14 protein-coding genes and 1 tRNA gene are annotated in these 13,625 nt (G+C 66.3%); 8 read left to right on the forward strand and 7 right to left on the reverse strand.

Annotated elements, in window-relative coordinates:
- Positions 1 to 143: 143 nt before the first annotated feature.
- The 3 genes from SAC06_RS00735 to SAC06_RS00745 form a co-directional block, all read right to left on the reverse strand.
- Positions 144 to 217 (reverse strand) — tRNA-Pro (locus SAC06_RS00735).
- 142 nt (positions 218 to 359) lie between these two features.
- Positions 360 to 1,394: a metallophosphoesterase gene (locus tag SAC06_RS00740; RefSeq protein WP_350258313.1), complete on the reverse strand. Its 1,035-nt coding sequence runs from the start codon at positions 1,392 to 1,394 to the stop codon at positions 360 to 362.
- Positions 1,387 to 3,627, reverse strand: a complete 2,241-nt coding sequence (locus tag SAC06_RS00745; RefSeq protein ID WP_350258314.1) for a transglycosylase domain-containing protein — start codon at positions 3,625 to 3,627, stop codon at positions 1,387 to 1,389. The genes SAC06_RS00740 and SAC06_RS00745 overlap by 8 nt, the downstream gene beginning before the upstream one ends.
- Before the next feature lie 116 nt (positions 3,628 to 3,743).
- Between SAC06_RS00745 and SAC06_RS00750 the strand changes: the two genes are divergently transcribed.
- Entirely contained in the window at positions 3,744 to 4,091 is a 348-nt protein-coding gene (locus tag SAC06_RS00750) for a WhiB family transcriptional regulator (RefSeq protein WP_350258315.1), read from the forward strand.
- A 24-nt stretch (positions 4,092 to 4,115) separates the two neighbouring features.
- Positions 4,116 to 4,277, forward strand: a complete 162-nt coding sequence (locus SAC06_RS00755) for a DUF4177 domain-containing protein (RefSeq protein WP_350258316.1) — start codon at positions 4,116 to 4,118, stop codon at positions 4,275 to 4,277.
- A 66-nt stretch (positions 4,278 to 4,343) separates the two neighbouring features.
- Here SAC06_RS00755 and SAC06_RS00760 read toward each other — a convergent pair whose 3' ends face one another.
- A complete protein-coding gene (locus SAC06_RS00760; protein WP_350258317.1) occupies positions 4,344 to 5,027 on the reverse strand; it encodes a Crp/Fnr family transcriptional regulator in 684 nt (227 codons plus the stop codon).
- A gap of 160 nt (positions 5,028 to 5,187) precedes the next feature.
- On the opposite strand from SAC06_RS00760, the gene nth reads away from it, so the two are divergent.
- A complete protein-coding gene (gene nth, locus SAC06_RS00765) occupies positions 5,188 to 5,829 on the forward strand; it encodes an endonuclease III (protein ID WP_350258318.1) in 642 nt (213 codons plus the stop codon).
- A 37-nt stretch (positions 5,830 to 5,866) separates the two neighbouring features.
- Here the strand turns inward: nth and SAC06_RS00770 are convergent, their stop codons facing one another.
- From SAC06_RS00770 to SAC06_RS00780, 3 genes are all read right to left on the reverse strand, one after another.
- Positions 5,867 to 6,760 (reverse strand): alpha/beta hydrolase, encoded by an 894-nt coding sequence (locus SAC06_RS00770; protein ID WP_350258319.1) that lies wholly within the window; start codon positions 6,758 to 6,760, stop codon positions 5,867 to 5,869.
- Between the two features lie 26 nt (positions 6,761 to 6,786).
- Complete coding sequence (locus tag SAC06_RS00775) at positions 6,787 to 7,998, reverse strand: hypothetical protein (protein ID WP_350258320.1); 1,212 nt, start codon at positions 7,996 to 7,998, stop codon at positions 6,787 to 6,789.
- A 64-nt stretch (positions 7,999 to 8,062) separates the two neighbouring features.
- Positions 8,063 to 9,094, reverse strand: coding sequence for a hypothetical protein (locus SAC06_RS00780; RefSeq protein WP_350258321.1), 1,032 nt, complete (start codon positions 9,092 to 9,094; stop codon positions 8,063 to 8,065).
- A 41-nt stretch (positions 9,095 to 9,135) separates the two neighbouring features.
- Here SAC06_RS00780 and SAC06_RS00785 point away from each other — a divergent pair, with 41 nt between their 5' ends.
- The 5 genes from SAC06_RS00785 to SAC06_RS00805 all read left to right on the forward strand — a co-directional run bounded on the left by SAC06_RS00785 (position 9,136) and on the right by SAC06_RS00805 (position 13,621).
- Positions 9,136 to 9,900, forward strand: a complete 765-nt coding sequence (locus SAC06_RS00785) for a hypothetical protein (protein ID WP_350258322.1) — start codon at positions 9,136 to 9,138, stop codon at positions 9,898 to 9,900.
- 90 nt (positions 9,901 to 9,990) lie between these two features.
- Positions 9,991 to 10,896, forward strand: a complete 906-nt coding sequence (locus SAC06_RS00790; RefSeq protein WP_350258323.1) for a hypothetical protein — start codon at positions 9,991 to 9,993, stop codon at positions 10,894 to 10,896.
- Entirely contained in the window at positions 10,896 to 12,053 is a 1,158-nt protein-coding gene (locus SAC06_RS00795) for a TadA family conjugal transfer-associated ATPase (RefSeq protein ID WP_350258324.1), read from the forward strand. The genes SAC06_RS00790 and SAC06_RS00795 overlap by 1 nt, the downstream gene beginning before the upstream one ends.
- Positions 12,043 to 13,209, forward strand: a complete 1,167-nt coding sequence (locus tag SAC06_RS00800) for a hypothetical protein (RefSeq protein ID WP_350258325.1) — start codon at positions 12,043 to 12,045, stop codon at positions 13,207 to 13,209. The genes SAC06_RS00795 and SAC06_RS00800 overlap by 11 nt, the downstream gene beginning before the upstream one ends.
- Positions 13,210 to 13,402: 193 nt before the next feature.
- Positions 13,403 to 13,621 (forward strand): hypothetical protein, encoded by a 219-nt coding sequence (locus SAC06_RS00805; RefSeq protein ID WP_350258326.1) that lies wholly within the window; start codon positions 13,403 to 13,405, stop codon positions 13,619 to 13,621.
- Positions 13,622 to 13,625: the final 4 nt, after the last annotated feature.

Genomic DNA, 13,625 nt, shown 5'->3' on the forward strand with positions numbered 1-13,625 from the left:
CGATACGAAGATGACCTGTAGTGTCGGGAGTCAGTGGGAAGCCTGGCGCGCAATGGCCAGGCCCAGCCTTCCGCGCGCGATGCCCCGGGGCAAAAGAAAACCGCGAACCCTTGCCGTGGCAAGAATTCGCGGTCATCCACGAGTCGGGGTGACAGGATTTGAACCTGCGACCTCTTCGTCCCGAACGAAGCGCGCTACCAAGCTGCGCCACACCCCGTGTGCGTGAATCAGTATAGCCGGGCCAGTCAGATGCGACCAAACTTCCTGCCGGTTATCTGCACTTTGTGTTGCTATCCACAGAAGCCCGCACCCAACCAAGCCCGCGCCCAAGTCCAGGTCAACCCGGCCCAAGCCCGGCCTCAGTCAGCCGGCACCAGCTCGATCAGAGAGGCCTCCGGCGGGCAGGCGAACCGAATTGGAGCAAAGGGGGAGGTTCCCAGCCCAGCCGATACGTGCAGCCAGGACGGCCCGGACCCAGCAGGTTGGTCCCCCCAGACGTGCATCCCAGAGGCGTACTGGCGGGGAAGATCAGAGTTGGTGATCACGGCCCCAAGCCCCGGCACGCGGACCTGACCGCCGTGGGTGTGCCCGGCCAGGACCAGGTCGGCCTGCTCGCGCACCATCTCGTTCACCACCCGCAGGTAGGGGGCGTGGGTGAGGCCCAGCCGCACGGCACCGGGCTCCAGCCAGGACGCGGGCGGGGTCGGCATCCGGTCGCGCCGAATGTGCGGATCGTCCACCCCCATCAGCGCCACGGTCAGTGCTTGATCCTGCACCAGGATCGAATCTGACCGGTTGGACAGGTCTTTCCAGCCGGCCGCCCCCAGGTGCTCCACCAGTTCCATCCACGGCAGGTCCGGGACCGTCCGTCGATGACGCTTGGTTGCGGTGGCGGACCGATTGGGTTTCAGGTAACTGATCCAGCTCTTCGTTTGTGGCGAGTAGTAGTCGTTGGAGCCCAGCACGAATGCCCCCGGATAGGCCAGCAGGGGTTCGTAGGCGGCCAGCAGCTGGTCCAGCGAGTCCGCATCGCCCAGGTTGTCCCCGGTAGAGATGACCAGGTCGATCTCTTCGCGTTCGCTGACTTGGCGCAGGAACCGGGTGATGAACTCCTGCCCGGGAAACATGTGCAGGTCTGAAACGTGGAGGATCCGCAGTCTGGTGAAGCCCTCACGCGGGGCCACCGGAATCTGATAACGGCGCAACACCGGTTGGCGACTCTCCCAGTGAGCGTAGGCGAGTGTCCCCAGACTCAACCCGGTGGCAATGGCTCCGGTGAGGGCGAGGCGGCGCATGGCCCCCACCACCCTTGGCGGCACGATGGAGGGCTGGCGCCCAGTTTCAACCAGGCTCCCCTGAAAGGTCGCTCCCAAGTCGGGAACTCGCCTAATCATCGTCCTGCTCTCCCCCGGTGCCCTGGCCCGGGTTGTTCTGGTTGTTACCCTGGTTGCCCTGGTTGGTCGGGGTCTGGTCGGATTCCTTCTTTTCCTCTTCCGTCTTCGGCACGGGCAGCGGTAGTGGCTTGTTTCCGATCCAGACGTCCGGGATGTTGATCACCTCGGTACCGGTAATGGCCTCCTCCATATAGGTCGTCCATATGGGACCCACGAAGGTGCCACCGTAGATCGAGTCGTAGTACTGCCCGTTGATCCACATGTTCTGAATTGGGCGGGAAGAGTTCTGGGCGGTGCCAACCCAGGCGGCCGTGGCCAACTGGGGGACAAAGCCAACCATCCAGGTGTTGGCGTTGTCGTCGGTGGTTCCGGTCTTGGCGCCGAACTGCCGGCTCAGGTAGACGTCGTACGAGTTGGCCACCTGCTTTAGGACCGTGGCCACCTGGTTCGCCACCTTGGTGTCCCACGCCTGGGTGCAGTTGGGGGTGTAGGTCTTGATCGGGTTCCCATCCCGGTCCGACACCTCGGTCAGAGCGGTAGCCTGGCACCGAATCCCGTTGTTGGCGATGGTGGCGTAGGCGGTGGCCATGGCCAGCGGCGAGACCCCGGTGTCGCCGCCGATCATCTGCGAAGGGTTGTTGGGGCTGAGCGCGTTGCCATCGACGTCGACCACGCCGGCTTCGGCGGCCCGCTGGAAGATCTGGCAGTAATCAACCTGCGAAGCCATGGAGGCGATCCCCTGGTTGATCGACAGTTTCATCGTGTCCAGCACCGAATGGGGCCCGTCCTTGCCGGCCAGGTCGTCGAACCGGAAGTCTCCGGTGTAGAAGTCCGGGTTGGAGGGGCATTTGAGCGAGCCGGCCGGATAGTCACGGTTGTTGGACCCGACGCTGTCGTAGGCGCCCTTGCCTTCCTTGAACCACTGGGCCAAGGTAAACACCTTCATGGTGGAGCCGGGTTGGAAGCCGGTCCCGCCCCCTCGATTCTGGTAGACGTTGAAGTTGACTTCGCTGTTGCGCGGTTCGGCCTCGGTCGGGGGGCCAAAGTTCGTGTTCTGGGCCATCGCCACAATCTGCCCGGTTTGGGGCACCACCGACACGATGGCCGTATTGACGCCCGACTCGTCCATCACCGGCACGGTCCCGGTCACGGTGTTCCAGGCATCGGCCTGGAGCTTCGGTTTAATCGTGGTCCGGATGACCAGGCCGCCGGTCTCCAGCAGGTGCAGCCGTTCGGCGCGAGTCTCCCCGTAGGCGGGGTCGGACAGCAGTTCCTCCAGAGCGTAGGTGCAGAAGTAGCCCATGGAGCCGGTAGCCCCGATGCAGCCTTCGGTCCGGTTGTCGGGCTTCAGGTAGTCGACCACGTTCATGGCCTTAGCCTCGTTGTACTCGTCCCGGGTGATCTTGTCTTCGTCCAGCATGCTTCGAAGGACGACATCACGGCGCTCCTGAGCCTTTTCGGGGTTAACCAGCGGGTTGTACTCCACGGGCGAGTTGGTGATGCCGGCTAGGAGGGCAGCCTGAGCCAAACTCAAGTCGGAAGCAGACTGGGAGAAGTACTGGCGGGCGGCCGCCTCGACCCCGTAAACCGTCGGGCCAAACGGGGCGATGTTGAGGTATCCGGTCAGAATCTCATCTTTGGTCATCCGCGCTTCCAGCCCCATCGCGTAGCGCACTTCGCGGAGCTTACGTTCAGTGCTCTGCTCCTGGGCCTCATCAATCAGGTCCTGGTCGCCAGCTTGGATCCCTCGTTCAACCAGCATGTTCTTGACGTACTGCTGGGTAATGGTCGAGGCGCCCTGGGTGGCGTTTCCGCCCAGGTTGTTGATCGCGGCCCGGGCCAGCCCGTCGGGGTCAACCCCGTGATGCTCGTAGAATCGGCGGTCCTCCACCGAAACGATGGCGTCCTTCATTACCTGGGCAATCTGATCCGAAGCCACAATGATTCGACGCTGGGAGTAGAAACGGGTGATCTCATTGCCGTCCGCATCCAGCATCCGCGATTCTTCCGCTGGGGTGACCAGCTCCAAATCGGACGGAATCTCGTCGAAGGAGGCGGGGCCCGCTTTGACCGCGGCGCCGGCCGCCCCCACCACCGGGAGCAGGAACCCGGCGGCTAGCACGCCAATCAGCGCGGCCAGGACCAGGAAGGCGATAATCCCTTCTGAAAACTGGATAATCGTCATGCTGCGGGCGGCTCGTTTTGCTCTGGGCTGCTCGGAATTCTCCACCATGGTTTCTAGCCTAGCTAGAAGACCTGATAACGTGGTAGACAGATAGTCCAAATCGAAGGCGATTTCTCACATTGTCGTGGGGCTGGACACGGGAACTAGGTAGCACGGGAGGGAAGATGACTCAAGCGACTAGTCTTATCGACCGTAGGTGGGTTGACCGAGCGGTGTGTGCCGGCGGTGAGCCCGACGCTCTATTTGTCCAGGGTGCGGCGCAGCGGCAGGTTCGCCAACGCTGCTTAGCTTGTCCTGTGCGCATCGAGTGTCTGGCTGACGCACTGCAGACGGAAGCCAATTTCGGCGTGTGGGGCGGGCTGACCGAGCGGGAACGCCGGGCCATCCTGCGTCACTACCATGACGTGGAGGACTGGTACAGCTGGCTGCTCCACTCCGACGACGGCCTCGCCGAGGAGCTGCGGCAGAACCGGATCCCCCGGGTCTTTGCGCGGATGCGTGATTGCGCCTAGCGGGAATCTGGCTAAACTGACGCCATGAACAAATGGGAATACGCAACGGTGCCTCTGCTCGTCCACGCCACGAAGGCGATTCTTGACCAGTGGGGTGAGGACGGGTGGGAGCTAGTCCAGGTAGTTCCCGGTCCCGCCGGGTCGGAAAATGTGGTGGCCTACATGAAGCGCCCGAAAGCGCAGTAGCCCCCGACAGACAAAGAAAGACCGCCAGCCCCCACTACGATGGGCTGGCGGTCTTCCAGTCTGAGTCTACCGGGCGCGGCGCGACAGGCGATCGACGTCCAGCAGGGTGACGGCGCGGCCCTCCAGGCGGATCCATCCGCGGGAGACGAAGTCAGCCAGCGACTTGTTGACCGTTTCGCGCGAGGCCCCGACCAGCTGAGCCAGTTCCTCCTGGGTCAGGTCGTGCGGCACGTGCACGCCGTTGTCGGTGACGGTGCCGAAGCGGTCGGAGAGGTCCAACAGCGCCTTGGCCACGCGGCCGGGCACGTCGGAGAAGACCAGGTCCGACAGCGACTCGTTCGTGCGGCGCAGACGCTGGGCCAGGGCGCGGAGCATGTGCTTGGCCAGTTCCGGGTTGACGTCCAGGATCTCCATCAGGTCGCGGTGCTCCAGCACCAGCATCGAGACGGGAGAAACGGCGGTGGCGGTGGTGGAGCGCGGTCCCGGATCGAACAGGGTCAGCTCGCCAATCATCTCGCCCGGGCCCAAAATGGCCAGCAGCGACTCGCGTCCATCTTCGGAGGTGTGGCCCAGTTTGACCTTGCCTTCAGTGACGATAAAAAGACGGTCGCCCCGCTCGCCCTCTTCGAACAGCACTTCCCCCCGGCGCAGGGAGACCGTGCCGGTTCGCGCCGCTAGCGCCTGGTACTGCTCTTCGTTCAGCCCGGCGAACAGCGGAACACGGCTAATGAACTGGTCGTCAATGCTCATCTGCTCCAACTCCATTTCTGCTTGGTGTATCGATCCGAGGCAACCTGCTCGAATGTGAGCAGAAACCCTTATCCTCAATGAGTCTAACTGAGTTGGCCCACTTTTCCCTAGCGTGTGCGCCAGATTCTTCGCGGAATGTCCCCGTGGCTATCATCGGAGGATGACCAGCTCACCGGCGCCTCGGCCCGCTCCCGCTCCTGAAGTTGTCCACCGCCTCGAGGCCACCTACCCGGATGCGATGTGTGCGCTGCATTTTTCCAACGCTTACGAGCTGCTGGTGGCGACCGTGCTGTCGGCACAAACCACCGATGTCAGGGTCAACCAGATCAGTCCCGCGCTCTTTGCTCGCTACCCGAATGCGGCGGCGCTGGCGGGGGCGGACCGGGCCGAGTTGGAGGCGATTTTGCGCCCGCTCGGGATGTTTCGCCGCCGGGCCGACCAGCTTCTCGGATTGGCCGCCACGCTGCTGGCCGACTTTGGGGGCGAGGTGCCCGGCGAGCGCTCCGCCCTGGTGAGTCTGCCCGGGGTGGGTCGAAAAACAGCCAACGTGGTGCTCGGCAACTGGTTTGGGGCCGAGGAGATTACGGTGGACACGCATGTGGGGCGGGTGAGTCGGCGGCTGGGGTGGACGGCCCAGCAGAACCCCCTCAAAGTGGAGGCAGACCTGCGTGCGCTCCTGCCCGACGCGCCCTGGACCAAACTTTGCCACCAGCTGATCCTGCTAGGACGGGAAGTGTGCCATTCGCGCGGGCCCGACTGCGAGAACTGTCCGCTGGTGGACATTTGCCCTCAGCTGATCTGAGCCCGAGGCCCAGGACCGGACGAGGCGGTGCTTCCAACTAGCGCGGGGCCACCTCGTCCAGGTGCGACAGCAGAATCTGGGTCAGCTCGCCGGGCGCCTCCTCGGTCAGGTAGCGGCCGGCCCCTTCCACTTCGTGGCGGCGGATCCGGGCGGCAACATACCGTGGATCGTCCGCGACCGAGCGGGCCTGCACCAGCGGATCGGCCTGGCCCCGAACGGTCCAAACCGGCACCGTGATCGGGCGGGCCAGGACCCGGCGCTCATCCAGGTGCACCTTCCGGGTGGCGCACAGGGTCTCCCAGGCCGACTCGGCGGCGAAATGCCGCTTCATGGGCGCGCTGTAGCTGGGGGCTAGCTGAGCCATCTGCTCGCGATGGTCCGGGTGGGACCAGTCGGAGAGAAGCTGACTGACCAGGGTGCCGTCCTGCAGTTGCTTGGGTCCACGCCGGGGCAGGCGCCAGTAGCGACCGCGTTTGCCGGTGAAGGTGGCGCGGTGAATCCCGCGGGGAGAGAGGCTGCGCGGGTGCGGTGAGGAAACCGCCACCAGTGAGGTCAGGCCCTGCGGGTGCTGGTGGGCCATCATCCAGGCCACCGCTCCGCCCATGCCGGCACCCACCAGCGTGTAGGAGGGGGCGCCCAGCGCGTTCAGCACCCCGGTCACGTCCATCGCCAGTCGGGTCAGGTCGACTTCGCCGGGTTGGAAATCCGATCCACCATAGCCGCGCAGGTCCAGCGCCACCGCCCGGTACCCGGCCGCGGCCAAGGCGGGAAGCTGATGGCGCCAAGACCACCAGAACAGCGGAAAGTCGTGCAGGAGCAGCACTGTGTGCGGCCCGGTCCCCGCGGTGGCAACGTGGAAGGCGACCCCCGACGCGCTCACATTGTGGTGGGACCACTCTCCCGGCTCACGTACCGATACCGCCGCGTCCAATCAGGTGGTCCTTTCCTTGGGGATAACTAGTTTTTGCCCTCCAGCTGAGTGGCCTTGCGAGCCCAGCGGGCCTGGAGGCCGTTCGGGTTGATCGCCGCGACCTCGCCGCGCAGTGCCTCCTCAGCCCGACCCTTCCGCCGGACCCGAGTCACCACCCAGCCGCTAACTATCATTATCACCCCAACGGAGAAAAGTATCCCGGTGGCGCCGGTGAACTGCAGGTAGAACAGGGCGTTTTCGCCAAACGGACCCAGGCGGGTCAGCGGGTCAACCAGTGCGCTGTTGATGAGATCCTGCGTCCAGGTGGGGGCCACAATGAATGGGGCTCCGAGGACGGTGAACACGGCCCCGGCCAGGTAAAGTCCCAGGCTGGACTGGGCGGCCACCACGGCTAGCAGTACCAGCACGGCCAGTCCCCCCAGCAGTTCCACCAGGGCGGCTGGGTTTAGCTGGCCAGTCTGCCAGGGCGCGTTGTTGGCCAGGACGAGGCGGCCGGCGGCGTCACTGAGCAGGTACCAGGCCACGGGGCTTAGCAGGATGAAGGCAATCGCGGAGAGCCAACGCGAGGGCTGGCGCGAGGGGACCTCCGGCAAGATGGTGGCCCCGTCGAGGAGGGCCGCCTCCGGGCTGAGGCCCTCGTAGTTGACCTGGCCGGGCTGGTCCACCTCGTCAAAGATCCGAGCAAACGGATTCTCGGCGGTGGCGGTGTGGCCGGTGGCCGGGGCGGCCGGAGTGGCCGGAGTAGTGGGAGCCGTGGCATCCGTCATCGGGCTGGGCGCAATCGCCTGGGTGGGGGCCTCGGCAGGTGCGGGCGAGCCGAACAGGGAGCGGCGCATCACCCCGGTACTGGTCGGGTCGTCGTCCCGCGGGGTGGCAATCAGGGTCTCCCCGTCTTCGGCCACCACCGGGGTTGCCTCGCGGCCACTGAGCACATCGCGCGATTCTGGCTCCGGCTCGACGTCGTCGCGGTGCGGGGCCGCAAAACCGGCGTCCAACACCGAAGTTTCCTCGGCAAACTCGTCAAAAGTCGGCTGGGCCGGGGGAGTCGGCGTGGGGGCGGTCATTGGGGTCGGCTCGGGCGAGCTGTGGTCGGCGGCGAGAGGACTCGCCGAGCCCACCAGGTCCGCTTCTTCAGCGGCGGCAGCGTCGTCGGTAACGGCTTCATCCAAACTCACGAAGTCGTCTCCTGTGACCTCGTGTTCCGAATCGGCCAGATTGTCGCGGTCTTCCTGGGACATGGGCACCTCCTGTTTCAAAGCCAACCTAGCGGGTTCAATCGGTGATTGGGTGGAATTCGGGCGGCTAGTCGCTGACCGTCACCTCGGTGGTCCGACAGGTTTGCACCCAGTGCAGCGCCCAGGTCAGGCAGACGATGACGATCCCGAGGGCACCCACCAGCGGAGCGGCCAGGGCCAGGGAGGTGGCGACGGGAGCTCCCGGGGTGGCCACCGCGCCGGTGAGCGAGGTGGTGACCGGGAAGATCAGCATCGACGGAATGATCAGGGTTACCACCGTGACGATGGAGCTGGAAAACAGTGACCACCCGCTGGAGACGGTCAGCATCGCCAGCCCGACCATGGCGGCCAGGACCGAACCCAGCTCGGGTTGGACCATTCCCAGCGCCTGCGATCCGTAGACTGCCACCTGCGACACATCCTTGGGGGCTAGCTCCAGCAGGGACATCCAGACGACCGCCGCCGCGGCCAGGTTCAGCACCAGCAGCCCGCCGCCCTGACGGGAACTGGCGGTAGGTCGGTCGAGGGTGCCGAGCTCGGCCAGGTGGCGCCGCTGGTGGCGGGCCACCCGGGTGGCCAGGACGGCCCCGGCCACAATGGTTACCAGCAGCAGCGGGAACTCACTCCACGCCAGCGGGGTCAGCAGGGCGAGGGCGCCGGTGACCCGACCGGGCAGGACCGGCTCGGCCAGGCTAAAAAGCAGTCCGAGCCCCACCCCGGAAGCCAGAATCTCGTAGACGATCAACCCGACTGCCGTCCACACTGCCGACGTGATGATTCCGGCGGAAGTGTGGGTGACGGAGGAGCCGATCCGAAACAGCAGCATGCCCGCGAGCGCCAACCCCATCGACCCCTCCGGAGACGACAGGGGCTGCCCCACGGCCGTCCAGGTCAGCAGCGAGTTGATCGCCACCAGCATGATGACGAAGGCGATCGGGGTGAGGATGAACGATAGGGCCGCCTCGCGCAGTCGGAGCTGGTTCGACGGGTTGAAGGTGACGGGCAACGCCAGGAGCCGCTCGGCGGGCTCCCCCGACCGGGTCGCCTCCGCCTCGTCCACCGGGGAGGAAGGGGACGCGTCAACTGGCATATCCTTCATAGGACAAGAGTAACCGCCCTGAAACCAGACCGGGAGCCAACATGAGTGTCGACGAGGTCCACGAGGCGTGTGCACAGTTGCGCTTCGCCGAGGGTTTGCGCCGCCGGTGGGAGGAGGCTCGGGCCGAGTCGGCCATCCGGGAGGCCTGCGGGTTGGCTCTCCTAGCCGGGGCCCGCGTGTCGCCCACCCAGCTGCGGGCGGTGGTGGTGACCGGGCGCCAGGAGGGTCGGCCGGGACCGGATTTGGCGGTGGCGCTTGGAGCCTGGAAGGCCACCTGGACCATCGTGTCGGGCCTGCCCCCTTTGAACGTGCGCTCCGGGCTTGGGCCGGCCAAGTCGTCGGGGCTGAGCCTACGCCAGAGCCTGGCGGGAATGCAGCGGGATTACGGCGGTTACCTGGCCGAGGTGGGGTTGGCCGATACGGCTCAGCTGACCATTCCGCGCGACCCCACCCAGTGGGGGCAGCTGTTGGCCGGATTGGAGGGTGACACCCAGCCGGCGCTCACCCTGGCAGGACGAGCGTGGGCGGCCCTGACGGTACTGGAACCCTTCGAAGTTGGCTCGGAGCTGATGGGGATCTTGACGGCCAAGTTGGTGTTGGCTCAGCGGGGGGTGGAGCCGACCGCGGTCTCGGTGCTGACCGCCCTGGCGGTTGAACAGCGGGCGCGGTATCAGCTGGCGCTGGCGGAGCTACGGGCGGGCGAATCGGCCGAGTGGGACCAGTTTGTGGCCGATGCCGTGGTGCGCGGGTGCGAGGTGGGGCAGCAGGTGGCTCGGGAGGTGCAGGCGGGCCGGCTGGCCCCCTAGACGCTGCCCACAGCCCGTAAACCTGGGGCTTATCCACAGAAGGCTTGGTGGAGGCTGGCGCCGGCGGGACCGAGCCGGTGAACTGGCCCCATGGCTGAAGAAAATGATGTGCTGCCCCCGGTGACCCTGCTGGGGGCGGGGGATGAGCTCGCCCAACTGGTGACTGAGGTGGCCCAGTTGGCTCGGGTCCGGGTGGTTCGGGCCAGTGCGGTGACCGGTCCGGATCCGGGGTTGGTGCTGGTGGCTTCGGGAGCGAAGCCTGCCGCTGGTCGGTGGGTGCGCGTGGGTTTGCCCGGGGAGGACACCGACCTGCAGTTGCCGCGCGACGGGCCCCAGCTGGCTCGCCTCCTGGCAAGGGAGGCTGCCGGCCGGGATCGGACTGCCTGTCGGACCCTGGTGGTGGCGGGCTGGCAGGGTGGGGTGGGGGTCTCGACTGCGGCCCGAAATTTGGCGGAGTTGGGGGAGGCGCTGCTGCTGGACGCCTCGGGCCAACCCCCATCCGAGCAGGTGCGCCCGGGGGATTGGCACTGGGGACTGGTGGATCCGGACGATCCGCCCCTGGTTGGGTCTTTGGACGGCCTTAGCGGCCGGATCGCTTCCAGGCGAGGGGTCCAGTCTCTGCCCGATGACCCGGTCACGGTTGGTGACCCGCGGGTGGCGGCGCTGCTGGGGATCTGCCGGACCGATGCGGTGGTGGATGCGGGTCGATGGACGCCCGCATTGGCTCGGTTTTTGCTGCAAAGTACCGCCTTGAACCGGCGGACACGTCTGATCTTGCTCGGTCGCGGTGGGGAACAGGACTCCCTCCGCCTGGTCAACCTGCTGGCGGCCTCACCTGCGCCCTGGCTGCCCAGCGGGCTACTGTGTCGGGGCCGAGTGTCAGAGGAACTGCTGCTGGTGGCCCAGCGGTGGTCGGTGCCGGTGCAGCGGCTCTTCCCGCCGCACTCCCGCCGGGGGCAGCGTCAACTCCGCCGGATCTGGGCGGAGGTGGGCTAGTGGGCGGATCAAAACAGGTTCCTGCCGAACGGGGATTGCGCTGGATGCGCCGGGAGGTGGCGGTCGGAACCACCCCGGTGTCGGCGGTGGTGCAGCGGGCCGAGACTGCGTCCGGAGCGGCGGATCGGGCTCTCAGTTGGCGGTCTTTGCGGGCCGGTCAGCTGGGGATGAGCGGCGAGCTCTTTGACCTGCTCAGTGAGCCTGACGTCACCGACGTGCTGATAAACGGGACCGAGGCCTGGGTGGATAGGGGGAGCGGGTGCCAGCGGGTGGAACTGGAACGACTCAGCGAGTTCGACACCCGGCGGCTGGCCGTGCAGATGGCGGCGGCGGCCGGGCAGCGACTGGATGACGCTTCCCCGCTGGTGGATGCTTTTCTGGGGGACAACATCCGCCTGCACGCGGTTCTTCCTCCGCTCAGTCGGGAGGGGCCGCTGATCTCATTGCGGGTACTGCGCCGGGGTGGTTACTCCCTGACTCAGCTGGTGGAACTGGACACCTGCACCCCGGAGTTGGGCCGGGTCCTGGCGGGGCTGGTCAAAAACCGAGTCTCGGTGCTGATTAGCGGCGCCACCGGTGCCGGAAAGACCACGCTACTTTCGGCTCTGCTACAAGAAGTCGACGAGGCTGAGCGAATCATCTGCATTGAGGAGGTCTCCGAACTGTTCCCCACCCACCCGCACGTCGTCCACCTGCAGGAGCGTCAGGCAAACGTGGAAGGGGTCGGGCAGGTGACGCTGGTGGAGTTGGTTCGAGCGGCCCTGCGGATGAGACCGGATCGCCTGGTGCTCGGGGAGTGCCGCGGACCCGAAGTGCGCGAGGTGCTGTCCGCCCTCAACACGGGCCACTCGGGTGGGTTTACCACCCTGCACGCCAACAGTTTGGCGGCCGTCCCATCGCGGATGGTCGCCCTGGGCCAACTGGCCGGGCTGAGCAAATCGGTGCTAACCACGCAGGTAGCCACGGCATTCCAAGCGGTGGTGCATCTGGGTCGGGGGTCGGATGGGCAGCGTCGGGTGCTGGAGGTGGGCCTGCTGCGGGAGGAAAACGGCTTGGTGACCGCCCCCGCCTGGCAGTGGTCGGCAGGGGAGTACCGGGCGGGACCGGCCGAAGCTCAGCTGTCCGCGCTGATCGGCGAGGATTCTCTTGGCGATTGACCTGGCCTTCCTGGGGATGGCCGGGGGGATCCTCCTGCTCACTGCCTGGAGCCTGGTGGGCCAACTGCATCGCCGACGCCAGTTCAGGGAGGAGCTGCAGCGAAGAACCGCCCGAATCGGGGTCGAGGGCGAGCCGCCAGCGGAGCGCCGCGAGTTCTGGTTGGCGCGCCGGAGACGCCAGCCGCGTGACCTGGCCGCGGGCGAAGTGGCCGAACTGGCGCTGGCGGTGGCGGCCCGGCTGAGAGCCGGGGATCCGGCCGGAACCGCCTGGGAGAAAGCCTGGCCGACCGAACGGCTGGGCCCATTTCCCGGGTTGGACGAACTGGGGGCACCACGCAGCCTGAAAGAGGCGGCAGAGTCCAAGCTGCAGCGCAGCTCCGAACAGTTGGCCCGAGACTCAATGCGATCGCTCCGGTCGGCCTGCCGTTTCTCTCACCTGGTGGGGGCGCCGTTGGCGGGGGTGCTCGAACTAATTGCGGAATCAATTGCTCAGGCGGGACAGGCACTAGCGGCCCAGCGACAGGCGTTCCTGGGACCGCGCCTGTCCGCTCAGATCCTGGCGCTCCTGCCGATCCTCCTGGTGGTTGGTTCCCAGCTGCTGGGATTGGGCTCGGTCGTCTGGTTGGTGTCCAGCCCGCTCGGGTGGGGATGCCTGCTGCTCGGATCCGGCTTTTTGGGGGCGGGCCACGTCAGCACCCGGGCGCTGGTGCGCCGGGCCGAGCGGGAAGGGGCCGGCCAGATTGGGTCCACCCTGGTCTGCGACCTGGCTTGCACAGGCTTGAGTGGAGGTTCCTCCATTCCTCACCTGCTTACCTCCCTAAGCGAGGCCCTGCAGGTTCCCGAACTTGATCGCATAGCCCGCGAACTGGTGTTGGACACGCCGTGGGTGCAGGCCTGGACCCCACTTCCACCGGAGACGGAGCTGCTGGCGCGCGGGCTTCGCCCCGCGTGGGAGGAAGGAATCTCCCCCATCCTGCTGCTCACCCACTTGGGGGCCAGTCGGCGCCGGGACATGGTGGCTCGGGCCCAGGAGGCGGCCCGCCGACTGGAGGTGCAGCTGGTGGTGCCCCTCGGATTGCTGCTTCTGCCGGCCTTCATCGTGCTGGGCATCGTGCCGCTGGTCTTTACCCTGCTGGGGCAGCAGGGGCCGCTCTAGCACAACCGAAAGTGGAAGCCTCCAGGCTCAGCAGCAGCCAGTTTTCGGGGCCGCCTCCACAGGCCACTTGAGCGCAGTTGTCCCCAGTTGGGAGGCATTGGTGGTTGAGGGGGAGTAGCCGCGCCGCCAAAGTTGGGACACCGGGCCGGTGGCGCGGTGGGCCTTTTGGGCCCCAACTGATGGGAGAAGAAAGATGAATGCACAGTTAGAGTCAGCCAGATGGAGGCTCAATCAGATTCAGGAGCAGTTGACGAAACGGGCAATTTCCGGGGGTCTGCTGGCCCGCCGATATTTTTCGGCCAGCCCTCGGCCGGACCTTGATCCTCCAGATCTGGAAGAGGCCGGCTGGGAGGAAGGCTCAACCACCGTGGAGTACGCCATCGGGGCCATTGCCGCCGCAGTAGCGCAATAGCGTA

The sequence above is a fragment of the Scrofimicrobium sp. R131 genome, assembly GCF_040256745.1.
In the GTDB taxonomy this organism is placed as follows: Bacteria; Actinomycetota; Actinomycetes; order Actinomycetales; family Actinomycetaceae; genus Scrofimicrobium; species Scrofimicrobium appendicitidis.